23 protein-coding genes are annotated in these 24,192 nt (G+C 71.7%); 10 read left to right on the top strand and 13 right to left on the bottom strand.

Annotated features, from left to right (window positions below; all coding sequences use genetic code 11):
• Positions 1-111 precede the first annotated feature (111 nt).
• Positions 112-975 (bottom strand): aldo/keto reductase, encoded by an 864-nt coding sequence (locus tag J2S43_RS10440; RefSeq protein ID WP_306828654.1) that lies wholly within the window; start codon positions 973-975, stop codon positions 112-114.
• Positions 976-1,093: 118 nt separating this feature from the next.
• Between J2S43_RS10440 and J2S43_RS10435 the strand changes: the two genes are divergently transcribed.
• A complete protein-coding gene (locus J2S43_RS10435; protein WP_306828652.1) occupies positions 1,094-2,320 on the top strand; it encodes an MFS transporter in 1,227 nt (408 codons plus the stop codon).
• A 99-nt stretch (positions 2,321-2,419) separates the two neighbouring features.
• Here J2S43_RS10435 and J2S43_RS10430 read toward each other — a convergent pair whose 3' ends face one another.
• Positions 2,420-3,103 (bottom strand): hypothetical protein, encoded by a 684-nt coding sequence (locus J2S43_RS10430; RefSeq protein ID WP_306828651.1) that lies wholly within the window; start codon positions 3,101-3,103, stop codon positions 2,420-2,422.
• 187 nt (positions 3,104-3,290) lie between these two features.
• Between J2S43_RS10430 and J2S43_RS10425 the strand changes: the two genes are divergently transcribed.
• The 3 genes from J2S43_RS10425 to J2S43_RS10415 all read left to right on the top strand — a co-directional run bounded on the left by J2S43_RS10425 (position 3,291) and on the right by J2S43_RS10415 (position 5,238).
• Positions 3,291-3,746: a pyridoxamine 5'-phosphate oxidase family protein gene (locus J2S43_RS10425; protein ID WP_306828649.1), complete on the top strand. Its 456-nt coding sequence runs from the start codon at positions 3,291-3,293 to the stop codon at positions 3,744-3,746.
• Positions 3,747-3,986: 240 nt separating this feature from the next.
• Positions 3,987-4,211, top strand: coding sequence for a hypothetical protein (locus tag J2S43_RS10420; RefSeq protein ID WP_306828648.1), 225 nt, complete (start codon positions 3,987-3,989; stop codon positions 4,209-4,211).
• A 4-nt stretch (positions 4,212-4,215) separates the two neighbouring features.
• Entirely contained in the window at positions 4,216-5,238 is a 1,023-nt protein-coding gene (locus J2S43_RS10415; protein WP_306828647.1) for a hypothetical protein, read from the top strand.
• Between the two features lie 208 nt (positions 5,239-5,446).
• Here the strand turns inward: J2S43_RS10415 and J2S43_RS10410 are convergent, their stop codons facing one another.
• Positions 5,447-6,286 carry an aldo/keto reductase gene (locus J2S43_RS10410; protein ID WP_306828646.1) on the bottom strand — a complete coding sequence of 280 codons (840 nt, stop codon included), beginning with the start codon at positions 6,284-6,286 and terminating at the stop codon, positions 5,447-5,449.
• Positions 6,287-6,418: 132 nt separating this feature from the next.
• Between J2S43_RS10410 and J2S43_RS10405 the strand changes: the two genes are divergently transcribed.
• The gene (locus J2S43_RS10405) at positions 6,419-7,309 is read left to right on the top strand and encodes a helix-turn-helix domain-containing protein (RefSeq protein WP_306828645.1); all 891 of its coding nucleotides are present in this window, start codon (positions 6,419-6,421) and stop codon (positions 7,307-7,309) included.
• A 136-nt stretch (positions 7,310-7,445) separates the two neighbouring features.
• A complete protein-coding gene (locus J2S43_RS10400; RefSeq protein ID WP_306828644.1) occupies positions 7,446-8,558 on the top strand; it encodes a hypothetical protein in 1,113 nt (370 codons plus the stop codon).
• 26 nt (positions 8,559-8,584) lie between these two features.
• Here J2S43_RS10400 and J2S43_RS10395 read toward each other — a convergent pair whose 3' ends face one another.
• The 3 genes from J2S43_RS10395 to J2S43_RS10385 are packed head-to-tail and all read right to left on the bottom strand — an operon-like array spanning position 8,585 to position 11,599.
• Entirely contained in the window at positions 8,585-9,355 is a 771-nt protein-coding gene (locus tag J2S43_RS10395; protein ID WP_306828643.1) for a carbohydrate ABC transporter permease, read from the bottom strand.
• Positions 9,356-9,398: 43 nt separating this feature from the next.
• Positions 9,399-10,325 carry a carbohydrate ABC transporter permease gene (locus J2S43_RS10390; RefSeq protein WP_306828642.1) on the bottom strand — a complete coding sequence of 309 codons (927 nt, stop codon included), beginning with the start codon at positions 10,323-10,325 and terminating at the stop codon, positions 9,399-9,401.
• Positions 10,322-11,599: an ABC transporter substrate-binding protein gene (locus tag J2S43_RS10385; protein ID WP_306828641.1), complete on the bottom strand. Its 1,278-nt coding sequence runs from the start codon at positions 11,597-11,599 to the stop codon at positions 10,322-10,324. The genes J2S43_RS10390 and J2S43_RS10385 overlap by 4 nt, the downstream gene beginning before the upstream one ends.
• 136 nt (positions 11,600-11,735) lie before the next feature.
• Between J2S43_RS10385 and J2S43_RS10380 the strand changes: the two genes are divergently transcribed.
• From J2S43_RS10380 to J2S43_RS10365, 4 genes are read left to right on the top strand one after another with little or no spacing between them, the layout of a single operon-like run.
• A complete protein-coding gene (locus tag J2S43_RS10380; protein ID WP_306828640.1) occupies positions 11,736-13,205 on the top strand; it encodes a glycoside hydrolase family 43 protein in 1,470 nt (489 codons plus the stop codon).
• Positions 13,202-14,083 (top strand): DUF6807 domain-containing protein, encoded by an 882-nt coding sequence (locus J2S43_RS10375; protein ID WP_306828639.1) that lies wholly within the window; start codon positions 13,202-13,204, stop codon positions 14,081-14,083. The genes J2S43_RS10380 and J2S43_RS10375 overlap by 4 nt, the downstream gene beginning before the upstream one ends.
• A 4-nt stretch (positions 14,084-14,087) precedes the next feature.
• Positions 14,088-14,939, top strand: a complete 852-nt coding sequence (locus J2S43_RS10370) for a DUF6807 domain-containing protein (RefSeq protein ID WP_306828638.1) — start codon at positions 14,088-14,090, stop codon at positions 14,937-14,939.
• Positions 14,940-14,947: 8 nt separating this feature from the next.
• Positions 14,948-16,519 (top strand): ROK family transcriptional regulator, encoded by a 1,572-nt coding sequence (locus tag J2S43_RS10365; protein WP_306828637.1) that lies wholly within the window; start codon positions 14,948-14,950, stop codon positions 16,517-16,519.
• 96 nt (positions 16,520-16,615) lie between these two features.
• Here J2S43_RS10365 and J2S43_RS10360 read toward each other — a convergent pair whose 3' ends face one another.
• The 7 genes from J2S43_RS10360 to J2S43_RS10330 all read right to left on the bottom strand — a co-directional run bounded on the left by J2S43_RS10360 (position 16,616) and on the right by J2S43_RS10330 (position 24,130).
• Positions 16,616-18,187, bottom strand: a complete 1,572-nt coding sequence (locus J2S43_RS10360; RefSeq protein WP_306828636.1) for a GMC family oxidoreductase — start codon at positions 18,185-18,187, stop codon at positions 16,616-16,618.
• 642 nt (positions 18,188-18,829) lie between these two features.
• Entirely contained in the window at positions 18,830-19,348 is a 519-nt protein-coding gene (locus tag J2S43_RS10355) for a hypothetical protein (RefSeq protein WP_306828634.1), read from the bottom strand.
• Between the two features lie 61 nt (positions 19,349-19,409).
• Positions 19,410-20,972, bottom strand: coding sequence for a DHA2 family efflux MFS transporter permease subunit (locus J2S43_RS10350; protein WP_306828633.1), 1,563 nt, complete (start codon positions 20,970-20,972; stop codon positions 19,410-19,412).
• A gap of 488 nt (positions 20,973-21,460) precedes the next feature.
• Positions 21,461-22,618, bottom strand: a complete 1,158-nt coding sequence (locus J2S43_RS10345) for a winged helix DNA-binding domain-containing protein (protein WP_306828632.1) — start codon at positions 22,616-22,618, stop codon at positions 21,461-21,463.
• A 31-nt stretch (positions 22,619-22,649) separates the two neighbouring features.
• Positions 22,650-23,351 (bottom strand): WXG100 family type VII secretion target, encoded by a 702-nt coding sequence (locus J2S43_RS10340; protein WP_306828631.1) that lies wholly within the window; start codon positions 23,349-23,351, stop codon positions 22,650-22,652.
• Positions 23,348-23,674, bottom strand: coding sequence for a type VII secretion target (locus J2S43_RS10335; RefSeq protein WP_306828630.1), 327 nt, complete (start codon positions 23,672-23,674; stop codon positions 23,348-23,350). Before J2S43_RS10335 ends, J2S43_RS10340 begins: the two co-directional genes overlap by 4 nt.
• Before the next feature lie 3 nt (positions 23,675-23,677).
• Positions 23,678-24,130: a YbaB/EbfC family nucleoid-associated protein gene (locus J2S43_RS10330; RefSeq protein ID WP_306828629.1), complete on the bottom strand. Its 453-nt coding sequence runs from the start codon at positions 24,128-24,130 to the stop codon at positions 23,678-23,680.
• Positions 24,131-24,192 lie beyond the last annotated feature (62 nt).

Raw genomic sequence — 24,192 nt, 5'->3', positions numbered from 1 at the left:
AGGGAGGAGCGCCAGCGACGACCGGTGCCCGCGGGAGCACTCGCAAAGCGGCCACGCCGGAAGCGGGAATAAGAACTTCTTGTGCTTCCGGCGGCTTGCCGCAATGTTCTGTTATGCCTTGGAGAGCGTGGCGAAGTCGTCGTCGGAGAGGACGATCTGGGCGGCGGCCACGTTCTGCTCGAGGTGGCCGACCGAGGACGTGCCCGGGATCGGCAGCATGACCGGCGAGCGGCGCAGCAGCCAGGCGAGCGCGAGCTGGGACGGGGTGACGCCGAGGCGCGTGGAGGGCTCGTCGAGCGGGCCGCCGGGCCGGGCGAGGCGGCCGGTGGCGAGCGGGTGCCACGGGATGAACGCGATGTCGTTCGCCTCGGCGTAGTCGAGCACGTCCTCGGAGGCGCGATCGGCCACGTTGTAACGGTTCTGCACGGCCACGATCGAGGTGATCGCGCGGGCGGCCTCGAGCTGCGCGACGGACACTTCGGAGAGGCCGATGTGCTGGACCTTCCCCTCCTTGCGGAGCGCGTCCAGCTCGCCGATCTGGTCCTCCAGCGGCACCTTCGGGTCGACGCGGTGCAGTTGCAGCAGCGGGATGCGCTCCAGGCCCAGGTTGCGCAGGTTCAGCTCGGTCTGCTGGCGCAGGTACTCCGGGCGGCCGAGCGGCGTCCAGACGTTCGGGCCCTGCCGGCTGTGACCGACCTTGGTAGCGATGACCAGATCCCCGCGGTACGGGTGCAGCGCCTTCCTCAGCAGCAGATCCGCGGTGTACGGCCCGTACGCGTCGGCGGTGTCGATGAGCGTGATGCCCAGGTCGGCGGTGCGGCGCAGCACGCGCAGCGCCTCGTCCGGGTCGGCCGGGTCGCCCCAGACGCCGGGGCCGGTGAGCTGCATCGTTCCGTAACCGAGCCGGACGACCGGTAGGTCGCCGCCGATCGCGTAGGTGCCGGACGGCTTCGCGGAGAGCAGGGTCTCGGACATACGGCCTCTTTCGTTGGACGGTGTTCAGGTCAACCATCGGCTTCCCGGCACGCCTTCCCGCGGAGAGGTGTGCGAAAACTCATCCCATGTTTCCGGCGCGTGTGGGTAGCGTGTCCGGGTGCTCGGACCCTACAGAGACCTCCTGCGCGACCCGCGCGTCCTGACCCCGTTCGTCCTCGCCACGGTGGCCCGGCTGCCGTTCGCGATGGTGCCGCTCGGCATGGTGGTGCTGATCGAGGAGATCCGGGGCCAGTACGCCAGCGCGGGCCTGGTCACCGGCGCGTTCGCCCTGGCCACGGCCGCCGGTACGCCGCTGTGGGCAATGCTGCTGGACCGTGCCGGGCAGCCGCGCGTGGTGGCACCGACCGCGCTGGCCTCGTCCACGTTCCTGGTGATCTTCACACTGCTGGCCGTGAACGGCGCACCGGACGCGGTACTCGTCGTCATGGCCGCGCTGGTCGGCGTCACGTTCCCGCCGATGAACCCGGCGATGCGGGTGGCCTGGTCGGCCGTCGTACCGGAGAAGGCACGGCGCGAGTCCGCGTGGGCGATGGACGCCGCGGCCGTGGAGACCATCTTCGTGGCCGGGCCGCTCGCGCTGACCGCGCTGCTGACCGGCCCGGCCGCGCTTCCGCTGCTGGTCACGGCCGGCCTGATGGCGTTCGGTGCGATCGGCTACGCGCGCACCTACGCGGCGCGCACGTGGCGGGCCGCATCGGTCGGCGCGGCCTCGCGCGGGCGGTCGCCGCTGCGCTCCCCCGGCGTGGTGCTGGCCGTGCTGACCGGCGCGGGCGTGTCGATCGGTTTCGGGCACTTCGACGTGGGCCTGACCTCGACCGCGGAACGGATCTTCGAGTCGACCGGCATGCTCGGCGTGCTGTTCGCCTTCGTCGCGGGCGGCAGCGCGGCCGGCGGCCTGGTCTACGGCGCGCGCACCTGGGCCGGCGAGGCGCGCCGGCGCCTGCCGCTGACCATCGCGGCGTACGGCGCCGGCACCGGCGTGATCGCGCTGCTGATCGCGGCGACCGGGCAGCCGCCGCTGCTGGTACTGCTGCCGCTGCTCACGCTGACCGGCCTGACGATCGCGCCCAGCCTGATCATCCAGCAGTCGCTCGTCGACTCGAACACGGCCGAGGACCGGCGAAGCGAGGCGCAGGGCTGGCTGTCCACCGGCATCACGGCCGGCAACGCGGTCGGCATGGCGATCGCCGGGCCGCTGATCGACGGCAACGGGCCGGCGGCCGCGTTCGCCGGCGGCTCGGTGGCGCTGCTGCTGGCCGCGCTGATCGCGGTGGCCGGGCAGCGCTGGTGGCGCCGGGCTCCCGCACCGGCCCACGCGCACTGAGCCGGCAGATCCGTCCCGCGCCGGATACGCGGCGCGGGACAGGTCCTGCGACGGCGGCGCCGCGGGCTCGGCAGAGCGCGCGGGCCGCTCAATCCCCGGTCAGCTGACCTCTTCGACCTTGATACTCGGACCGCCCGGCAGGATCGTCACGGTGTCGTAGCCGGACTCGGTCCGCTCCCGGTAGACGACCTCGACCTCCGTGACCACCTGGATGACCGGGCCGGACGGCGGCGTGATCGTCAGGTCGAGCAGGAGGTCACGCGGGTTGATGCCCTGCGGAGCCGTCTTCGTGAGCGTGACCTTGTAGCCCGGCGTCGGCATCTGCAGCCGGCCGGTGACGGTCAGCGTGAACGGGCCGGGCGGCTGACGGTTGAAGAACGCCGTCCAGTCACCCTCGGCCGGGCCGGTGCCTGCGATCACGTCGATCCGCTCCCGCTTCGTGGCGCCGACCACCTCGACGCCCCTGGTCCCGAGCGTACCGGTCACGTTGAGCGACACGTCGTACGGCGTCTCGATCGGCAGGCCGACGCCGGAGAGCGTGCCGACGACCTCGATCCCCCAGTACTCCGGCTGACGCACGTAGACCAGCGGCACCAGGTCGACCTTCATGTTCGACCACTGCTTCACGCCCTTGACCCGCAGAATGAACTGCGGCGGGTTCGTCTTCAGCATGATCACGGACGCGTCGTCGAAGTCGATCAGCTTGCTGGTGCTCGCGGCCGGCGCGTCCTGGAACTCGCGCAGCTGGGCCTCGTCCGGCCCCTCGTGGAACGCGTTGGTCATGGTGCTCCTCTCTTTTAAAAGAAGGAGCCCGCGGCCGTACGGATCGATACTGTCGGCTTTTGTCGTACCCGGGTCTTACGGTGTCGGCCATGCGTGTCGAACGGCGGCGAATCACCGCCCGTCCTCCTGGAGCGGATCGCGGCCCGCGGTGGGCCGGGAGGACGCCGGACGTGGAAGCATGGGCGGCATGACGGCGTGGCGGGATGTGGAGCGGGCGGAGCCGGAGTTCGCGGCGCGGGTGCGGGCGCTCTTCGACGCGCACAAGCACAAGACGATCGCCACGCTGCGGGCCGACGGCGCACCCCGGATCTCCGGCATCGAGACCGTCTTCGAGGACGGTGAGCTGACGTTCGGGTCGATGGCGCACGCCCGCAAGGGGTCGGACCTGCGCCGGGATCCGCGGTTCGCGCTGCACAGCGCCACGGTGGACCCGATCGAGGGTGCGGAGGCGGCGTGGCCGGGCGAGGCCAAGATCTCCGGCCGGGCGGTGTCCGCCGGGCCGATCACCGAGGGGCCGGCCGGCGAGCTGTTCCGCGCGGAGATCGAGTCGGTGACGCACACCCACCTGGACGAGAAGGCCGCGTTGCTGGTCGTCGAGTGGTGGACCGCGGACGGCGGCCTGCGCCGCGTCGAACGCGAATAGGGAAACTCACCCCATCGCAATTCCCGTTCGCGCGATAATCGCACCCTGGGAATGAACGTGAATCACGGCGAACGGCGGATATCCGTCACGCCCGAGTAGCGATGAACATGGATATCATCAGTCGGCGGGGTCGGCCACCCCGCGATCGGCGATCCACGATGTCGTGGCACCGCCACCATGACGTACACGGACATAGGCGTACACGGAAATATCCGCTTTTAACGGGTTTTGGTGATTGTCATGAATCGTGCAACCACCGGCCGCCCGCTCAGGCGGCTCGCAACGCCGCCGACGACGGAGATCACCTGGTCGGGGTCGATCGCCCCGCACGCCCGGGTGATCTTCGCGGAGACTGCGCCGAATGTCCGTAGGCGCACGCCGGGAGCCTATACGGTGCTGGCGATGACATTGATACGCGCCATCCGGCACGGCGTATCGCCCGACCGCTTCCATATAGGACAGTGACATCATGGGTCGATCGCCGCTCACTGCCCTGGTCCCGCTGCTCATCGTTCCGACGCTCATCATCACGACCTCCGCCTGCGGGGTGGTGGACCGGGACACGGCCACCGCGCTGCCCGCCGGCACCGTGCAGGTGCTGCACTCCCCCTCGCTCGCCCAGCTCCCCGGCGGCCGTCAGGCCGACGCGGCCGGCCTGGTCGGCGGCCACGCGCTGCTGCACGTGCAGGAGACCGGCGTCCTGTCCCGCGTCGACGAGTTCACCGCGCGGCGCTGGGGCCTGCCCGAGCCGGTGCGCGCGGACGACGGCGACGAGCTGGTCTGGGCGTCGCTCTCGCTCGGCGGCCGGCAGTGGCGCAACAGCGACCGGGACGTGGAGTGGGCCCGGGTCGCGGTCCTGGCCGGCGGTGTGCGCACCACGATCACCGTGCCGCTGACCGCGTCCGCCGACCCCACGGCGTACGCGGACGCGGTCCTGGTCAGCGTCCCGGCCGGCGAGCCGGTGCTGGTGCAGCTGACCGACGACGGCGTCACCCAGAGCATCGACGTCCGCTCCGGCCGCCGCGTCGACGACGCGCGCGGGCTCTACCCCCGCCCGGTCCAGGAGCACGGCTTCCGCTACGCCGGCAACGGCACGATCGACGGCACCCCGGTCCGCTTCCAGGCCTTCGCGGACGGCTTCTCGCTGGAACCGTGGGTCCCCGGCCTCGGCTGGGCCCGCGACGGCCACGCCTGGCTGGCCGTCAAACGCTTCCGGATCTCCGGCGGCGCACCCGCGGCCCAGCTGACGCTCGACCCCGCGCTGGCCGTCTCGGTCCTCGCCCCCGACGGCCGCACGCACCCCGCCGACACCGACCGCATCCCGGTCACGGTCAGCAGCGGCATCGCCCCGCACGGCCTCTACATCGAGGTCCCGGCCACGTTCCGCTACGGTGTGCTGCGCCTCTCCCCCGCCGCCCTCAAGGCCGGCCTGACGCCGGTCACCTGGCAGAACGAGCCCGCCCCGGCAGACTTCCCGATCGGCCTGAGCTGAGGTCCTCATGACCCGATGACCCGGTTCACCTCGATCACCTTCCGCCGCTCCCGCCGGAGACCGGTCGTCGCTGGCGCTCCTCCCTGCCATTTCCGGCGTGCAAGGGCGAAAAACCCGCCGGGCGTACCGGCGATGGCTGTCCTCGGGGCCCCTGATCCGTCAGCGTGGCCGCCCCGCCGATCTCCGGGCGGCCACGCTGATCGACAGGTCAGGCCAGCTTCTCCAGGACGGCGAACTCGCCGTCGGTCAGCTCGATCGACGCGGCCGCGACGTTCTCCTCCAGGTGCGCCACCGAGGACGTGCCGGGGATCGGGAGCATCACCGGCGAGCGGCGGAGCAGCCAGGCCAGCGCGAGCTGGTTGACCGTGGCGCCGTGCCGGGCCGCGATCGCGGCGACCGCGCCGTCCGGGTCGGGCAGACCGGTGCCGGCCAGCGGGTACCACGGGATGAACGCGATCCCCTCGCGCTCCGCGTGCTCGACCACCCCGGCGTACGCCCGGTCGGTCAGGTTGAAGAGGTTCTGCACGGACGCGATCGGCGTCACCGCGCGTGCGGCCTCGATCTGGGCGACCGTGACCTCGGACAGGCCGATGTGCCGGACCTTGCCCTCGCGGCGCAGGTCGGCGAGCGTACCCACCTGGTCCTCGATCGGCACGTGGGGGTCGACGCGGTGCAGTTGCAGCAGGTCGATGCGGTCCAGCCCGAGCGTGCGGAGGCTCAGCTCGGTCTGCTGGCGCAGATATTCGGGGCGGCCGACCGGCACCCACTCGCCCGCGCGCGGCCGGGTCACGCCGACCTTGGTGGCGATGACCAGATCGCGGCGGTACGGGTGAAGCGCGCGGCGGACCAGCTCGTCCGTGACGAACGGGCCGTAGGCGTCCGCGGTGTCGATCAGCGTGACGCCCAGCTCGACCGCGCGGCGCAGCACCGTGATCGCGTCGTCCTGGGAGCGCGGGTACCCGAAGAAGCCGGGCCCGGTCAGCTGCATGGTGCCGTAGCCGAGACGGCCGACGGCCAGCTCGCCACCGATAGCGAAAGAAGACGACATGTCACACCTTTTCCGGTGAGGGGGTTGTTCGGTGACCACCGTGCGCCGGACGCCAACCCGCTGCCCAGACCCGCCTGTGGGTATCCCCGGCAGGGTCAGGAAACCCGCGGTCCACCGGCGCATACTGGGCGCATGACGATCAGCTCCCTCGGCGGGTTCCTCGCGGCGAACCGGGCACGCATCACGCCCGAGCGGGCCGGGCTGCGGCTCTACGGCGACCGGCGGCGCGTCGACGGGCTGCGGCGTGAGGAGCTGGCGATGCTGGCCGGCGTGAGTTCGTCGTACTACACGCGGCTGGAGCAGGGTCAGTCCCGCAACGCGTCGCCGCAGGTGCTCGACGCGATCGCGACCGCGCTGCGGCTGGACGAGACCGAGCGGCTGCACCTGCACCGGCTCGCCGCCGCGGAGACCCGCCCGCACCGCACCCGGCGGCCGGTCGCGGAGAAGGTCGAACCGGGCCTGCTGGAGCTGCTCGGCGCGATGTCCGGCGTACCCGCGATGGTGGTCGGGGTCCGTAAGGACATCCTGGCGTGGAACCCGCTCGGGCACGCGCTGTTCGCCGGCCACCTGCCCGCCGCCGCGCCGGACTCGCCGGCGACCCGGCCGAACATCGCCCGGCTGGTCTTCGAGGATCCGGAGACGCGCGAGCTGTTCGTGGACTGGGAGTCGAAGGCCCGCGCGGACGTCGGCTGCCTGCGGCTCTTCGCCGGGGAATACCCCGACGATCCCGCGCTGGCCGAGCTGGTCGGGCGGCTCGCGGTCGCGAGCCCGGAGTTCGCGGCGCTCTGGGCCGACCACCGGGTCACCGCATGCACGTCGTCGGTGCACGAGATGCGGCACCCGATCGTCGGCCGGATCACGGTGACCGAGCAGGGACTGAGCACGGCGGCGCCGATCGGGCAGCGGCTGGTGACCTACACCGCGCCGGCCGGGTCGCCGTCGGCGGAGGCGCTGTCGCTGCTCGCGCAGGTGGTCGGGGACGCGCGAACCGGCCTGCCCGGCCCGCGTTCCGTGCGCGCCTGAGTGCACGAGCGGGCCCTGCCGACCGTGTCCGGGCGCTCGCCTGAGTGAACACTCTGGACCGTGACCGGACCCCGCCCGGGTGAGCCCACGCCGGACCGGCCCCCGGGCGGCGCCTTCGAGGACTACGCTGCCCGTCATGCCGCTGCCTGCCGACATGCAGAACCGCCTCAGCGATCCGGAATTCTGGCGTGCCTACCACTTCGAGACCGACGATCTCGACGCCGGTGACCTCGACGACGATGATCCGGACGCCGACGATCTCGACGTCGACGCCGTGATCGCCGACGACGACGATCTGATGACCGTGGAGTTCCCGGTCGGCGGCGGCTACGCGCTGGTGCTGGACATCGACGTCGAACTGCGCGAGATCACGCTGGAGATGCGCTCGCCGAACGAGCCGGACCGGGTGCAGCTCGGCTGGGACGACGAGTCCCACTGGCATCCGCACGTGCTGCGCTGGGACGAGCTGGACCTGATCGCCCGCGCCGCCGCCGTCCACGATCCCGAGGTGCGGCACCCCGGCCCGGTGGTCGCGCTCGCCGGCCGTTTCGTCGTGCTCGGCGCGGGCGACGACCTCGACCGGATCACGCCGCTGGTGGACGCCGCCTACGGCCCGCCGCCGCCCGGCGCCGTCTACTGGCCGTCGGCCCGCGACTGGCTGCACCGCGCCGACGGCCGCCGGGACGGCGTGACCTGGCGGCAGGACGGGAACGGCGACTGGACGGTCACCCAGGCCGAGGCCGACGGCACCGACTTCGCGCTCTACAGCGCGCGGCAGCCCGGCGCCGGCATGCTGACCGCGATACGTGAGCTGCTGGCCGCGGCCGAGGCGACGCTGGCGACCGGCACACCGCCGGTCCCGGCCACGCCGGTCGAGGAGGCCTGGATCGAGGAGGTGCGCACCGGCGCGCCGCGCGGCTCGCTGATCGCCGCCCGGTTCGGCGCCAGCCCGCTGCGCGACTCCCGCCGCTTCCTGCTCGATCTGCACCTGCCGGTCGACGGCCGCGAGAACGCCTGGGTGATCGCGCTCCGCAAGGACCTGGACCGCACGCTCCGCGACGCGGACCGCGGCTGGGCCGAGCACTCCGGTGCGACCGTCGCGCCCGGGCACGGCACGCTCGCGGAGGATTTCGAGATCGGCGTCTTCGACGACCTGGACGCGGGTGTCGCGCTGATCCGCGAGGTGCTCCGCCGCCACGACGCCGCCCCGGACACCCGCCTCACCCGCGCCGGCGAGCCGGTCGGCTGACCGGGCCGGCGCCCGCGGGACGGCGGTTACTTGAGGCCCGTGGTGGCGATGCCCTTGACCAGGTACTTCTGGCCGGCGATGAAGAAGCCGATCACCGGGGCCAGGGAGACGAAGGACATGGCGAACATCTGGCCCCACGCGCTCTGGCCCTCGGAGTCGACGAACTGGCGCAGCGCGAGCGGCACCGTGTAGAGCTCGGAGTCGGTCAGGTAGAGCAGCGGGCCGAAGAACTCGTTCCAGACCGAGATGAACGTGAAGATCGCGGTGGTGGCGAACGCGGGCAGGCTGAGCGGCATGATGATCTTCCAGAACGTGCGGAACGGGCCGCAACCGTCGATCCGCGCGGCATCGTCCAGCTCGACCGGCAGCGCGCGCATGAACTGCACCATCAGGAAGATGTAGAACGCGTTCGTGGCCAGGAAGTTCGGGACCAGCAGCGGATAGTACGTGTTGAGCCAGCCCAGCTTCGCGAAGACCACATACTGCGGTACGAGCAGCACGTGCCCGGGCAGCATCATCGTGCCCAGCATCAGCGCGAAGAACAGGCGCCGCCCGGTGAACCGCAGCCGCGCGAACCCGTAGGCGGCCAGCGAGCAGGACAGCAGGTTCCCGACGATGCTCAGCACCACGATCACCAGCGAGTTAGCCAGGTACAGGGAGAACGGGTGCTCCAGCGCGCCCCAGCCATCGGAGTAGTTGGAGAGGTCCCACGACTCCGGCCACAGCCCCGGCTGGGTGAAGACGGTCGCGCCCGGCTTGACCGAGCTGGACAGCAGCCACAGCAACGGATACATCATCAGTGCTCCGACGAGGCAGAGCACGATATGCCGCACCCACGGTCTAGTCGTCATAGAACACCCACCACCGCGCCGCCAGGAAGTTGACCGCGGTCAGCACCGCGATCAGCACGAACAGCACCCACGCCATCGCGGACGCGTAACCCATGTCGAACTGCGTGAACCCGCGCAGATAGAGATAGAGGTTGTAGAACAGCGTGGAGTCGGCCGGCCCGCCGGTGCCGCCGCTCATCACGAAACCCTGGGTGAACGTCTGCAACGACGCGATCAGCGACTGCACCAGGTTGAAGAAGATGATCGGGCTGAGCAGCGGCAGCGTGATCGAGCGGAACCGCCGCCACGGCCCGGCCCCGTCGACGGACGCGGCCTCGTAGTACGCGGCCGGGATCTGCCGCAGCCCGGCCAGGAAGATCACCATCGGCGAGCCGAACGTCCAGACGTGCAGGATGATCAGCGTGGTGAGCGCGTGCGACGGGTCCGTGGTCCAGGCCGGCCCCGCGATCCCGAGCCAGGCCAACCCTTTGTTGATCACACCGTCCACGCCGAACAGGTACCGCCAGAGGATCACCACGGCCACGCTGGAGCCGAGCAGCGACGGCAGGTAGAAGATCGCGCGGTAGACCGGTAGCCCGCGGATCCCCTGCTGGAGCACCATGGCCACGCCGAGCGCCGCGGCCAGCGAGAGCGGCACCGAGACCACCGTATAGATCACGGTGACCCGCAGGGACCGCATCAGACGCTCGTCCGCCAGCATCTCCCGGAAGTTGTCCAGGCCGATCCACTCTGGCGGGTTGAGCAGGTTGTAGTCGGTGAACGCGAGGTAGAGCGACGCGAAGAACGGAATGATCGTGAAGAGCATGCCGAGGAACCACGGCAGCAGGAACAGGTAACCGGACCGGTCCTGCCGCCGGTATCGCCGTCGAGGTGCGGACGCCGGCGCGGTGACCGGCGTCTGTTGCAACACGCTCACTCGGCCAGTGCCTTCTTCGCCTCCGCGATGAACGCGGCCGCGCCCTCCGCCGGCGTCTGGCGCCTGAACTCGACCTCGGTCGCGATCGTCTCCAGGCTCGACGCGATGGCGCTGCCGCCCGGCGGATAGGTGAACGAGCGCGGCAGCGTCTCACCCTGCAGCCCGATCAGGTAGTCCGTGGCGACCTGGTCGTCCGGCGCCAGGCCCGGCCTGATCGCGGCCGCGACCTGCTGGTTCGGCGGCACACCCCGGGTGGTGCCGGTCGCCTGCGACGCCTCCGGGTCGTTGATCAGGAAGTCGAGCAGCCTCAGCGTCTCCCGCGGGTGCTTCGACTGCGCCGCGATCGACCACAGCGCGGGCGTGTCGATGGACTGACCGCGGCGTACCCCCTGGGTCTCCCCCGGCATGCGCAGCAGCGCCAGGTTGCCGCCGGCGGCCGCGTTGTAGGACAGGAAGTTGTTGGTCGGGATGATCTGCGAGGCGAGCTTGCCGGCCGCGATGTAGGACTGGGCCGCGGACGCGCCGGCCTCGTCCATGAACCCGGCCGGCGGCATGCCGCGCTCGTCGCGCATCCGCTGCGCCAGCTCGAACCAGGCCTGCACGGTCCCGGCCGTGATGCCGAGCGCGCCCTGCTCGGTGAAGAAGTCCTCGCCGCGCTGGCGGGTGAAGACGAACAGGTTCGCGAGCGTGAACAGGTCGAATCCGGTGCCGTAGACCTTGCCGCCGCTCGCCTCGGTCACCGCGCGTGCGAACGTGCCGAGATCGTCCCAGCTCCACGTGTCGCCGTCCGGGATCCGCACCCCGAACTGATCGGTCAGCGTGCGGTTGACGACGAAACCGATGCTGTTCAGACCGGAGGGTACGCCGTAGGTCCTGTCCGAGACCGCGGCGAGCGCGCGGGCGTTCTCGCCGAGCCCGTCCATGTTCAGCCCGGTCAGCTCCAGCAGCGCGCCCCGATCCGCGTACTCCCGGAGGCTGTCCATCCGCATCGCCATCAGGTCCGGCGGGTCACCGGCGGCGAACCGGGTGGCGAGCTTGTCCTTGTAGGGCGCGCTGTCCTGGTATTCCGTGCGGACCGTGATGCCGGCGTTCTTGCGCTGGAACACGTCCAGCGCGGCCTGCGTCTTCTGCGCCCGGGTGTTGTCGCCCCACCAGACCATGTTCAGCACCACGGCACCGTCCGGCGCGTCGTCCCCGCCGCCACCGAATCCACGGCCGCAGGCGGAGAGCGCGCCCAAGCCGGCCGCGGCCAGCAGCACCGCACGACGATCCATCCCGCCCACCTCCATGTGAACGTCAACATCGATCGATGGACAGCGTCGATTACTGCCAAAACTTTGTCAATACTCCAGCCTAAGTGGTTAGTTGCGTGGGTTGACTTAATGAGAAATGTCGATTTAGCGTGGCAGGGTGAGCGCTCCCGTCTACCGCAACCCGATCCTCGACGCCGACTGGTCCGATCCCGACGTGATCCGCGTGGGCGACGACTTCTGGATGACCGCGTCCAGCTTCCACCGCGTGCCCGGCCTGCCGGTCCTGCACTCCCGCGACCTCGTCGGCTGGACCATCGCCGGTCACGCGCTGCCCAGGATGCCGCACACCGTCCCGCTCGGCGGCGGCGTCTGGGCGCCGGCGATCCGGCACCACGACGGCCTGTTCTGGATCGTCTACCCGGACCCGGACCACGGCATCTTCGTGGTCACGGCGGAGGATCCGCGCGGGCCGTGGAGCGAGCCGTGGTGCCTCAAGGCCGGGCGCGGGCTGATCGACCCCTGTCCACTGTGGGCGGGCGACGGCAGCGCCTATCTGGTGCACGCGTGGGCGAAGAGCCGGTCCGGCGTCAACAATCGGCTGACCGGGCACCGCATGCGGCCGGACGCGCGCGAGCTGCTCGACGACGGCACGGTGATCGTCGACGGGGACACGGTCGAGGGCTGCTCCGGCCTGGAAGGGCCGAAGATCTACCAGCGGGACGGCGAGTTCTGGATCCTGGCGCCGGCCGGCGGCGTGCCCACCGGGTGGCAGATGGCGTTCCGCGCCAAGGACTTCTTCGGGCCGTACGAGTCGCGCACCGTGCTCGCCCAGGGCAGCACCGACGTGAACGGGCCGCACCAGGGCGCGTGGGTCACGGCGCCGGACGGGCGGGACTGGTTCGTGCACTTCCAGGACCGGGCCGCGCGCGGGCGGGTGGTGCACCTCCAGCCGATGCGGTGGGGCGACGACGGCTGGCCGGTGCTGGGCGCGGACGGCGAGCCGGTGCGCACGCACGCCGTACCCGTGCCGGGTCATGCTCATCGGGCACCGGCGACGAGCGATGCGTTCGACGCGGACGAGTTCGGTCCGCAGTGGACCTGGCAGGGCAATCCGGAGCCGAGCTGGCACGAGATGCTGCGCCCGGGACTGCGGCTGTTCCTGCACGAGGATCCGGGCGACCTGCGGCGGCTGCCCGCCGTGCTCGGCCAGCGACTGATCGCTCCGTCAGTCGTCCGCACCGAACTGCGGCTGCGCGAGGACGGCCCGGCGCGCGCGGGCATCACGATCCTGGGCCGGGGGTACGCGTGGCTCGGCCTGGAACGCACGGCGGAGGGCACCTGGCTGGTGTGTCGCGGCACCGAGGCCGACGCGGCGGGCGGGGTCGGCGGCTTCGACGCGTCCGCACCGGCCGTGCCCGAACGCGACCTGGCGCCCCCGGTGCCGTGGACCTCCGACACCGTGGCGCTGACCGTCCGCATCGGACCGGACGCGAGCTGCCGGTTCGGTGACGCGGAGATCCCGTACACACCGGTGCCCGGCTTCTGGACCGGCGCGACCGTCGGGCTGTTCGCCGCCGGCGCGGGCGGGCACGCCGACTTCGGGCCGGTGCGGGTGGCGGCTCCGTGACCGATGCGGTGCGGCTGACCAGCGGCGACACGGACGTGGCCGAGTACGTGTGGGATCCGGCGGAGCTGCCCCGCACCCTGTCCCCACGCCCGTTCCTGCACCCGGTGCGCACGCTCTCGGGCGTGCCGGTGACCGACCTGATGCCGGGCGACCACCAGCACCACCTCGGTGTCAGCATCGCCGTGCCGGACCTGGCCGGGCACAACTTCTGGGGCGGGCGCACGTTCGTCCCCGCGTCCGGGCCACGGCTGCTGGACAACCACGGCGTGCAGCGGCACGACGGGTGGGAAGCGCGGACGGCGGACGCGGTCGAGGCGCGGCTCGTCTGGCACGGCGCGGACGGCGGGCCGCTGATGCGCGAGCGCCGGCGGATCGCGGTGCTGCCGCTGGCCGCCTGGGGCTGCTGGGCGCTGGACGTGACGTTCACGCTGGAGAACGCGACCGCGGAGCCGCTGTCGTTCGCGAGCCCGGCCGTCAACGGCCGGCCCGGCGCAGGATACGGCGGGTTCTTCTGGCGGGCACCGTCCCACGGCTCCGGCACCTCGGTGGCCGGCGCGTTCGGGCCGGACCGGCGGGGCGTGCGGTGGCTGCACGGGCGCACCGCGGACTGGCTGGCGCTCTGCGGGCACGGCACCGGACGTACCCGCTGGTCACTGCTGTTCGTGCCGGGGGACGAGCGGACCCGCGCGGACCCGTGGTTCGTGCGCACCGGCGACTACGCGGGCGTCGGATCCTGCCTGGCCTGGGAACGGCCGCTGGTCGTGCCCGCCGGAGAGGCCCTCTCCCGTCGTATCATCACGGTCGTCGCCGACGGCACGCTCGGCGTGGCCGAGGCGGCGGAGCTCTCGACGGCCGCGCTTCGGGTCTCGGCGAGGTGAAGAGGTGATCGCGGTGCAGGCGATTCCGTCCGTCGACGCGTCGCTCACGATCGGGCGCGACTCACCCCCGGTCGCTGAGTACCACGTGGGCACGTCGCTGCCGTCCGGCCTGTCACCGCGCCCCTACCTGCACCCGGTCCGCACGCTCGGCGGCACCGTGGTCACCGAGCTGATGCCGGCCTCGCACCGGCACCACCTCGGCGCCGGGATCGCGGTGCCGGAGGTGGACGGCGCGAACTTCTGGGGCGGACGCACGTTCGTGCCCGGCCACGGTCCGGTCTGGCTGGACAACCACGGCACCCAGCTGCACGTGGACTGGCTGGAGGTGGAACCGGGCTCGTTCGCCCACCTGATCGACTGGCTCGGGATGGACGGCACCGCGCTGCTGAGCGAGCGCCGCCGGCTCGCCGCACGACCGCTGACCTCCGCCGCGTGGGCGCTGGACGTCGCGTTCTCCCTGATCAACGTGGCCGGGCGGGCGGTCACGCTGCGCAGCCCGGCCGTGCTGGGCCGGGAGGGCGCCGGCTACGGCGGGCTGTTCTGGCGCGCGACCGCCCCGGCGCGCGCGTTCGGTCCGGGCGGCGACCGGATCGCGGACCTGCACGGCGCGACGGCACCGTGGCTGGCGCTGGCCGGTCCATCGTGGACGCTGGTGTTCGCGGGCGCGGACGCGGTCACCCGGGCCGATCCGTGGTTCGTGCGGGTGCGCGACTACGCGGGCGTCGGATCGGCGCTGGCCTGGCGGGCACCGCTGAGACTGGAGCCGGGGGAACGGGTGGAGCGGCGGTTCACGGTGGTGGTCGCGGACGGCGAACTGTCCGCGGACGAGGCGGCAGCGCTGTCCGGCGCGGCATGACACCACCGTTGCGACGCGTCCCCGGCGAGCACGCCGACGACCTCACCCCGCCCGCCGGCGACCTGGCACCGCACGCCGGAGACGACGACCTCGCTTCACACGCCGGCGCCCCCACACCCCACGCCGGGGACCTCGCGCCGCACGGCGGCGCCCTCGCACCGCACGGCGGGGCCGGGCCGGCGTCGTGGGACGGCGTTACCGGGGCGCGCGGCGGAGCCGCCGGGCCGGCGGTCGGCGCGCCCGCGCGGCAGCGGAGTCTGCGCGCGCACAACCTCGCGCTGGCGTTCCGGCACATCATGTTCGCGGAGCGGCCGATCTCACGGATCGAACTGGCCGATCAGACAGGGCTGACCCGTCCGACGATCACCCGGATCGTGGAGGAGCTGCTGGCCGGCCGACTGATCGCCGAGTCAGGGCCCGCCCGGTCGCAGGGCGCGGGCCGGCCACGGGTCGGGCTGACCCTGTCGTCCCGTGGCCCCGCCGGCCTCGGCCTGGACATCCGCGCGGACCGGCTCGCCGCCTGCCTGGTCGACCTCACCGGAACCGTGCGGCACCTGGCGTTCCGGCCGGTGCCGCACGTCGACGGCCCCGCCGCGGACCTCCTCGGCGCGCTGAGCGAACTCGCCGCCGCCGTGATGGCGGAGGCGGAGGCGGCGCAGCTGGAGGTCGTCCGGGTGACTCTGGCGGTGCCGGGGGCGGTCTCGCACGGGTCCCTGGTGCGCTTCGCACCACCACTGGGCTGGCGCGACGTGGACGCGGGAGCGCTGCTCGGCACCCGGCTCACGACGGCCGCCCGGCCGGCCACGACCGCGAGTGCGGCAGCCGGCCCCCAGACCACCGCACCCCACACGACAGCCGCGCACCCGGCGGCCGCGCACGAAGCAGTCCCGCACGCGGCAGCCGCGCATGAAGCGGCCGGGACCGAATCGGTCGCGCCTTCAGACGGCCGCGTCCGTGGCGGCGCCTCGGCGATCGGGGGCGTGCCGGTCAGGGTGGAGAACGAAGCGAATCTCGCCGCGCTCGCGGAACTCTATTCGGGTGAGCGCGCCGACTTCGCCTACGTCTCCGGCGCGCTCGATCTGGGTGCGGGGATCGTGCTCGGCGGCCGGCTGCTGCACGGCGCACGCGGCTGGAGCGGCGCGATCGGGCACGTCACCGTCCACCCCGACGGCCGCGACTGCACCTGCGGCGCACGCGGCTGCCTGCAGACCTACGCCGGCCTCGAGGTCCTGCGCGCCGCCGCCGGCCACCGCGACCTGCTGGCCGCCGCGGACGCCGGCACACCCGAGATGACCGCGGCACTGAACGCCGCCGGAACCGCGCTCGGCATCGCCCTCGCCGACCTGGTCAACCTCGTCGACGTCGGCACGATCCTGCTCGGCGGCAGCTACGCGGTACTCGCCTCTTGGCTCACCGAGCCGATCACGACGGAGCTGCACCGCCGCGCGCTGAGCAGCCGCTGGGCCCCGATCGACGTGCGCCCCGCCCAGCTCGGCCCGGACGCCGCCGCGATCGGCGCCGCCCTCACCAGCCTGGAGGCCGTCCGCCGCGATCCTTCCTCCTGGCTGAACCGGCGCTGACCACAGCGCCGGCAACGATCACCTTCGCCGCGGCCACGGCCGCCGAACTGCCCGGTCCTCCCGCCGATCGCCTCCTGGCCGCGGCTACGGCCACCATCAGAGGAGGTCCTGAGCGATGAAGTCGGCGCCCTGCATACCGATGACCACACTGGGGGCCATCGTGTTCGCCACTGGCACGTGCGGCAGTACCGAGGCGTCCACCACCCGCAAGCCGCTGACTCCCCGCACCCGTAACCGGGAGTCGACCACTGCGTCCTCGCCCTGGCCCATGGCCGCCGTGCCGCTCTGGTGCCAGAAGGTCTGCGTGCCGCGGCGCAGGTAGTCGATGACGGCCTCGCGATCGGCGTCCCGGGGCGGGAAGACCCGCTCGGACAGATATCCGGCCAGCTCCGGTGAGTCCGCGATCGCGCTGACCCGCTCGACCGCATCCAGCAGGGCAGGGATGTCGGCGGGATCGTTCAGCCAGCCCGTACGGATCAGCGGCGGCTGCGAGGCGTCCTTGGCGGACAGACGGACCTCGCCCCGGCTGTGCAGACGCACGCCGGTCAGGAACGTGACCCCTTGTTCGGGCACGCCGCCGCCGGCGGCGGTGACGGGCGAGACGCTGACCGAGGCCTCCACGTAGACCACGACTGCCGGCCCCTTCGGATCGGTCAGGTTCCACAGGATGCCGGTGGCGGCCTGCAGCGGGGAGGGCAGATCGACGCCGTCCTGCACACTCCAGACCAGGGACACGTTGACGTGGTCGTGCAGGTTGCGTCCGACGCCGGGGAGGTGCCGGCGCACCGGGATGCCGTTCTGCTCCAATTGGTCCCGGTCGCCCACGCCCGAACGCATGAGCACCACAGGCGTGTTGATCGCGCCGAGGGACAACACCACCTCCCGGTCGGCGTGCAGTTCCCTGCCGTCGAGGAGTTTGACCCCGGCGGCGCGGCCGCCCTCGAAGACGACCCGGTCGACCTCGGCGCCGGTGAGCACGGTGAGGTTTGCGCGCTTCTGCTGCGGGACGACAAAGGAACGGTAGGGGGACTGCCTGCGTCCGGCGTGAATGTTGGCATCGCGCCGCGCCGTTCCGGCCTGCTGCTCCATCAGCGCGCCGTTCAGGCTGTCATTCCGCGGGATGCCTCTGCCTTCGGCGGCTTTTTGCACAGCGTCGAAGAAGCCGTGGTCGTCGGGGAGTTGCTCGATCCACATCGGCCCGGACCGGCCCCGGCGCGGGTCCTGTCCATCGGGGTCGCCCCGGTAGGACTCCACCCGGCGATAGATGTCCAGGACGTGCTCGTAGTCCCACACATCGTCACCGGCGATGCGCGCGTAGGAGTCCCAGTCGGCCTGGTGCCCCCGCGCCCACACGCACGCGTTCACGCTGCCGCCGCCGCCCAGCCCGCGTCCCATCGGGAAATACGCCGGCTGCCCACTCAGCTGCGGCTCGGGCTCGGTAAGGAAGTTCCACACCCCCTCCGTGCCGAAGTTCGTCGGCCACAGCGAGGGATTCCGCACGTTCTCGCGCTCGTCGTCACCGCCGGCCTCCAGCAGCAGGACGCTCAGGCCGGTCTCGGCCGCCAGCCGTCCCGCCACCGTGGAACCGGCTGACCCGGCACCGCAGACGATGACGTCGAACCGGGCGTCCAGGGCCAGGGCATTGCTGTTCAAGTCCGCACTGCTCATGCTCTCTCACCTTTCGTTCTCACGCTGCTGCCCGCCAGCGCCGCAGCCTCCTCACGGCGCAGCCCAGGAACCCGCCGGCTGCTGGTCGAAGGCGGGAGCCCGGCCGCCTCAGGGGTCAGCCGCGCCCGCCTGGTGACGAGACAGTCCCGGATCTCCTGACGCTGGTTCACACACCCGAGCCTACGAACTCGACCGCGACGTAGACACGGCCTGCCAGACCCCCTCTCACCGGGAGTCTCACCATCGGCACGGCCTGGGGTGAGATGAAGAGGGCGGCCGGTCAGCAACCGTCCACCTACGAGAGCGAATCGCCATGACGGCAACGACAACGAACAGGACCCGGTTCATCGCCGGCGCTTCACGAGGCTTTGGTCGAGTCGGACCGAAGCCGCACGCAACAGCATCGGGGGCGCCCCGATCACGGAGGAGACTCCCGGCTGACGTTGCCGGGCAACGCACTGGCGATCGACCACCGCCCGGTTTTTGCCGGCCGCCCGCGGAACGTGCAGGAAGGAGCCCTGGCGACGACCGTTGCCCGCGGGAGCACTCGGAAGGTGACCACGCCGGAAGCGGGAAGAAAGCCTTTGATCGAAGGCTTTCCGGCGCAGCCGGGGCACAGTGGACCGTTGGCTGTGCCGGGACTCAGCCGACGCGGGGCTGATCGTCGAGGGCCTGCGGAGAGTCGGGTGGGGTGGCCATGCCGACGGTCCAGGCGGTCTGGGCGCCGAGGAAGACCAGGAGGGAGAGCATGATGCCCTCGATCTGGAGCGGCGTGAGCGACATGCCCTGGAACGGGATCAGCGCGTAGACCGCGATCAGCAGATACAGCGGGATGCCGAAGATGCGCAGCAGGCGGGCGCCGCGGCGGGTCATCTCGTTCTCACGGGCGACGGCCGGCGAGAGCATCAGGATGGAGGCCGCGCCGAGCGCACCGGCCAGTGCGAACGCGGTCCGCCAGACGGCCGCGATGTCCGGCGCGACCTGGGCGAGCAGCGACAGCGCGCCGGGGATGAGGAACTGCAGCGAGACCGTGTAGGCCATCCGCCGCACCCGGGGGCCGCCCTCGCGGAGCTGGCGGCGCTCGGTGACCGCGACCCACCACAGGCCGAGGAGCGTGAAGTTGATGCCGGCGACCGCGGCATAGAACTGACCGACGTCCATGGGGCGCGACACTAGCGCGCGGCCCCCGGGGCCTCACCCCGGGGGACCGCCGGATGATCGGTCAGTGCACCATGATCGGTGCCGCGGCCTGCTGGTCGTCGCCGAGGTGTGAGACCTCGCGCCGGCGCGGCAGGAACAGCGCCGGCACCAGCGTGAAGACGACCAGGGCGAACGCGACCCAGAACGTGCTCGCGAACGAATCCGCCGCGAAGTCCAGGCCGCGCTGGATCAGCGACGGGTCGGTGCCCTGCGCGGACGCGGGGTTGAGCTGCGCGCCGATCGCGATCTGCGCCTCGGTGACCGTCCCGCCGTCCGGCAGTGGCACCGGCGTGGAGTCGTCCAGGTGACTGGTCAGCAGCACCGACATGATCGCGGTGCCGACCGAGCCGCCGATCTGCTGGAGGATGTTGACGAGCGTGGACCCGCGCGCCACCTCGTGGCTGGTCAAGGTCTTCAGCGCGGAGGTCATGATCGGCATCATGGTGCCGCCCATGCCGAGGCCCATCACGAACAGCGAGCCGCAGAGCAGCAGGTACGACGTGTCCGCGTCCAGCTGGGTGAACGTGAACATGCCGAGCGCGATCAGGATCAGCGCGAACGGCACGGTGCGGCCGACCGGCACCCGGTCCGCGAGCGCGCCCGCGATCGGCATGGTCACCATCGCGCCGAGGCCCTGCGGAGCCATGAGCAAACCTGCGTGCAGCGTGGATTCACCACGAACCTGAAGGAAGTAGCTCGGGAACAGCAGGCCGGCGCCCATGAACGCGACGATGAAGACGGTGATCGTGATCGAGGCGACGGCCAGGTTCCGGTTGCGGAACAGGCGCAGGTCGAGCAGCGGGTGCTTCGGCGTGAACGAGTAGAGCACGAACCCGATCACCAGCAGCCCGCCGGCGACCATCGGCGCCCACACCCGGGTCGCGCTGATCGTGCCCTCCTCGGGCAGCGACGACAGGCCGAACAGCAGCGCGGCCAGGCCGGGCGACAACATCAGCATGCCGAGGAAGTCGAACGACTCGGACGGCTCCGGCGCGTCCTTCGGCAGCACCAGGTAGGCGTAGATCAGCGCGATGATGCCGATCGGCAGGTTGATCAGGAAGATCCAGTGCCAGGTGGCCACGTCGATCAGCCAGCCGCCGACGATCGGGCCCAGGATCGGGCCGAGCAGCATCGGGATGCCGAGCACGGCCATCAGCCGGCCGATCCGCTCCGGGCCAGCCGCGCGCGTCATGATCGTCATGCCGAGCGGCATCAGCATGCCGCCGCCGAGGCCCTGCAGCACCCGGAACGCGATCAGCATGGTGATCGAGTCGGCCATCGCGCACAGCACGGACCCGATCGTGAACAGCGCGACCGCGGCCATGTAGAGCCGCTTGGTGCCGAACCGGTCGGCGGCCCAGCCGGTCAGCGGGATGACGGTGGCCAGCGCCAGCGTGTATCCCGTCATGGTCCAGGCGACGCGCGCGTAGGTGGCGCCGAACTCCTCCTGGAACGTCGGCAGCGCCACGCTGACCACGGTCACGTCCAGGATCGACATGATCGCGCCGAGCACGACCACGCCGGCGACTTTCAGTACCGCACCATCGAGTTTCTGCGAGGTCACGGGTGCTGATGGACTGTTCATGGGCTCCCCCGGGTGACAAAAAAATCCGGGCCAAGCATAATCATCGCGCAGCGCCGCCGGACGCGGGCCGAAACCATTCAAACCCTTCGCGGGTACGGGCGTGAGCTGCGCAGTGTAACCCCATTGAATTGTTTCGCCGCGGTTTTGGCCGCTGGTCACAGCGATTTTCCAGTGACCGGTGGGGCCATTGTTCCCACTGATTCCACCACATCGGACGACCTCCGAATGGGTGTGCCCGCGAGACCATTCTCACTCGCGGAATAGATCCGCCGGAAAGCGAAGGTTACCGGCACGTTGCATTCATGGCCGACCGGCGAGGACCCTCCCGGCCGCGTCCGGCTGTGACCTACGCCAAAAGGAGCCCTGGCGACGACCGGTGCCCGCGGGAGCACTCGGAACTCGGCCACGCCGGAAGCGTGAAGAAGAACTTCAAGGTCTTGGCCTTCAGGCCGGGAAGTCCAGACGCCTCGCCGGGCTGTCGAGACGCTTCACCGGGTGTCGGGGCGTTTCATCAGCGGCGACGAGTAGACCGAGGAGACGCGGAAGCCGCCGAGCCAGTCCGTGAGGCGGGCGGCCTCCGCGTCCAGCAGCGCACGCTCCACCGTGGACACCGGCTCGGCCGGCAACGTCGAGACCACGCCGGCCGGGTCCTGCACCCAGGCGCCGACCACGCGGCCGTTGACCCACGCGGTGGTGCCGGCGTTGCCGCGCGTGTCGAAGATCGACTCCTTGTGCGGGCCGAGGTAGAAGTCGCGGCCCTGCCAGCCCATCACGGTCGGGTCGAGCACCGGCAGCAGCGCGGCCCACGGGCCCGGATCGGCCACCTCGCCGAGATCGTCCGGCAGCAGCCAGCCGGTGCGGCCGCCGTCCATCGAGACCTGCACCGCGCCGGCCGCCGCGAGCGCGGCCCGGACCGCCGCCTTCGTCGCGCCGAGCCACCAGACCAGGTCGTCCTCGGTGCCGGGCCCGAACGACCACAGCCAGCGCCGCACGATCTCGCGGTATCCGTCGGCCGCGGCCGGCCACCCGGGAGTCTCGCCGAGCCAGTCGCGCATCAGCGTCCAGCGCGGCCTGGACACGTGCCAGCCGCCGGTGTTCGTCCCGCGGACGATGTCGCCGGTCAAGCCGAGGTGGTTGAGCACGCGCGACGCGGCGGTGACGCCGCCGGCCCTGGCGTCGATCATCGGCACGGCGAGCCGGATCTCCTGCGCGGTGCGGCCCTCCGGCGCGGCCGCGAGCACCGCCAGGACCTCGGCCCGCGCCCGGTCCAGCCACTCTCCGCCGTCGGCCGCGAGCCCGCCCGCGACCACGTCCTTGGCCAGCCGGACGCGCTCGGCCGTGGCGACGCGGGCGGACGCGCTCGACCACGCCGCGGGCAGCAGGTCGCGCGGGAAGACGAACAGCGTGCGCCGCATCGCCAGCTGCTTGACCAGGCTGCGCCCGGTGTGCAGCGCCGTGTTCAGGTCGGCGGGCTTGAACCCGTCGACCCGCGCCCAGCAGGACAGGTAGACCGTGGGCGGCTCGGTCGCGTGCAGCACCGTGACCGCGCGGGTCGCATCCTCCACGGTCGCGGCCCGGAAGGCGGGGGCCAACGCGTGCCGCACCGCCAGGCGGGCGCGGCGTTCGCCGTCGGTCACGTGACGCATGGCGTCATCGTGGCACAGGGGTGTGACAACCTCAGCCGTTGATCAGCTTGGACAGGTTCGTGTAGCTGGTGACCAGCGCGGTCGTGTACTCCAGGATCCGGCTGGCCCATTTCGCGACCGCGGCCACGATCTGCACCGCGATGACCGGGATGGTGACCACGAAGATCGCCTCGACCGCCCAGACGATCACGCGCGCGACCAGGTCCGCGATCAGGTCGCGGACGACCTCGCGGACGAACGTCACCAGGTTGCCCGCGGCCGTGGTGGCGGACGCCATCGCGACGGAGACGCCGCCGAGCCCGGCGATCGCGGCCACGTTGTGACCCATCAGCGTCTGGTACGCCTCGGCCGCGTGCCCGGCCCAGTCCGGCACGTCGCCGGCCAGGTGCGACTGCAGGTCGACGGACATCTGAGTGAGCGCGGCGGCCATGTTGTCCCAGGTGGCCGCGTGCGAGGCGATCACGTCGGGCATGCCGGTGAGCGCGTCCAGCATCTCGCGCAGCGGCTCGAAGTACTCCATCGCCCAGCTGACGCCGCTGGCCAGCAGCGCGCTGAACGGGTCCAGCACGGTGGAGACCGCGTCCAGACCGAACGCGGCGCCGGCGAGCAGGTCGTCGACCCAGCCCTCGCTGCGGATCGCCGCGTCCAGGTCGGCGTAGCCCTCGGCCAGCGAAATCCCGGTATACCCGGTGCGGCTCGACTCGACCGGGGCGACCAGCGAATTGTCGGTCATCGGGGGAGCCTGCCTTCGATGCCCTTCATCGACGACTCGGCGTCGGTGTCGGCCGCCTCGTACGCGTCCGCGGTCTTGCGCAGCAGGTCGGCCGCGATCCGCAGGTTCTCCTCGACGTACGCCACGATCTCGTCCTGCCGGACGTGCCGCGCCTCGAGGATGCCGGAGATCCAGCCGCAGAGCAGCCCGTACGCCGCGTCGTTCTGTGCGATGTTCGTGCTCGCGCCGTTGACCGGGCCGAAGCCCGCACGAACCCTGTCGATGCTGCCGGCGTGCGCGCGGATCTGCTCCGCGTCGACCGACCAGCCCTGCCCGGATGCCATCCCTTACCCCCGCCAGCCGTGGCCGTCGTAACCCGCGCCCGGCCCCCACTCGTCCGGGTCCGGCTCGGGGCGCAGCTTGCGGTCGACCCGCTCGGCGATCGCGCGCGCGGCCGCGGACTCGGTGCCGACGGTCTCCGCGATGATCTCCTGCGAGCGGTCCGCGACCTGGCCCTTCGCCTTCCGGATCGTCTCCATGATCGTGCGGGCGACCACCTCCGGCGCGACCCGCTGGATGCCCCGGTTGAGCGTGAGGTCGAGCAGCGCACCGGTGTTGTCCACCGTGACCTCGCACAGATTGTTCTCGTCGGCGACCGTCACGCGCAGGCCGTCGAGCCGCTCGCTCATCACCCGGGTGTCCGCCGCGAGCTTGTCGATCCGGCCCTTCCAGGCACGCATCCGATCCATGGCGCCCTCGGGATCCAGAATCCCGCCCCCGCCCAGAGCTCCGGTCTCCATGCGCCTCCCTCCACCGGTTCGCGATTCGCCGCGAACATCGTAAATGCCCGCCGCCACCCTCC

Source organism: Catenuloplanes nepalensis, from assembly GCF_030811575.1.
Classification (GTDB): Bacteria; Actinomycetota; Actinomycetes; order Mycobacteriales; family Micromonosporaceae; genus Catenuloplanes; species Catenuloplanes nepalensis.
The sequence above is the reverse complement of the archived record's forward strand: the minus strand, read 5'-3'. Positions and strand labels throughout refer to the sequence as shown.

Bases quoted from the DNA above. Each gene is read 5' to 3' on its own strand.
- J2S43_RS10440 (WP_306828654.1), bottom strand. From the start codon at position 975: ATGTCCGAGACCCTGCTCTCCGCGAAGCCGTCCGGCACCTACGCGATC.
- J2S43_RS10430 (WP_306828651.1), bottom strand. From the start codon at position 3,103: ATGACCAACGCGTTCCACGAGGGGCCGGACGAGGCCCAGCTGCGCGAG.
- J2S43_RS10425 (WP_306828649.1), top strand. From the start codon at position 3,291: ATGACGGCGTGGCGGGATGTGGAGCGGGCGGAGCCGGAGTTCGCGGCG.
- J2S43_RS10420 (WP_306828648.1), top strand. From the start codon at position 3,987: ATGAATCGTGCAACCACCGGCCGCCCGCTCAGGCGGCTCGCAACGCCG.
- J2S43_RS10415 (WP_306828647.1), top strand. From the start codon at position 4,216: ATGGGTCGATCGCCGCTCACTGCCCTGGTCCCGCTGCTCATCGTTCCG.
- J2S43_RS10410 (WP_306828646.1), bottom strand. From the start codon at position 6,286: ATGTCGTCTTCTTTCGCTATCGGTGGCGAGCTGGCCGTCGGCCGTCTC.
- J2S43_RS10405 (WP_306828645.1), top strand. From the start codon at position 6,419: ATGACGATCAGCTCCCTCGGCGGGTTCCTCGCGGCGAACCGGGCACGC.
- J2S43_RS10400 (WP_306828644.1), top strand. From the start codon at position 7,446: ATGCCGCTGCCTGCCGACATGCAGAACCGCCTCAGCGATCCGGAATTC.
- J2S43_RS10395 (WP_306828643.1), bottom strand. From the start codon at position 9,355: ATGATGTATCCGTTGCTGTGGCTGCTGTCCAGCTCGGTCAAGCCGGGC.
- J2S43_RS10385 (WP_306828641.1), bottom strand. From the start codon at position 11,599: ATGGATCGTCGTGCGGTGCTGCTGGCCGCGGCCGGCTTGGGCGCGCTC.
- J2S43_RS10360 (WP_306828636.1), bottom strand. From the start codon at position 18,187: ATGAGCAGTGCGGACTTGAACAGCAATGCCCTGGCCCTGGACGCCCGG.
- J2S43_RS10355 (WP_306828634.1), bottom strand. From the start codon at position 19,348: ATGGACGTCGGTCAGTTCTATGCCGCGGTCGCCGGCATCAACTTCACG.
- J2S43_RS10350 (WP_306828633.1), bottom strand. From the start codon at position 20,972: ATGAACAGTCCATCAGCACCCGTGACCTCGCAGAAACTCGATGGTGCG.
- J2S43_RS10345 (WP_306828632.1), bottom strand. From the start codon at position 22,618: ATGCGTCACGTGACCGACGGCGAACGCCGCGCCCGCCTGGCGGTGCGG.
- J2S43_RS10340 (WP_306828631.1), bottom strand. From the start codon at position 23,351: ATGACCGACAATTCGCTGGTCGCCCCGGTCGAGTCGAGCCGCACCGGG.
- J2S43_RS10335 (WP_306828630.1), bottom strand. From the start codon at position 23,674: ATGGCATCCGGGCAGGGCTGGTCGGTCGACGCGGAGCAGATCCGCGCG.
- J2S43_RS10330 (WP_306828629.1), bottom strand. From the start codon at position 24,130: ATGGAGACCGGAGCTCTGGGCGGGGGCGGGATTCTGGATCCCGAGGGC.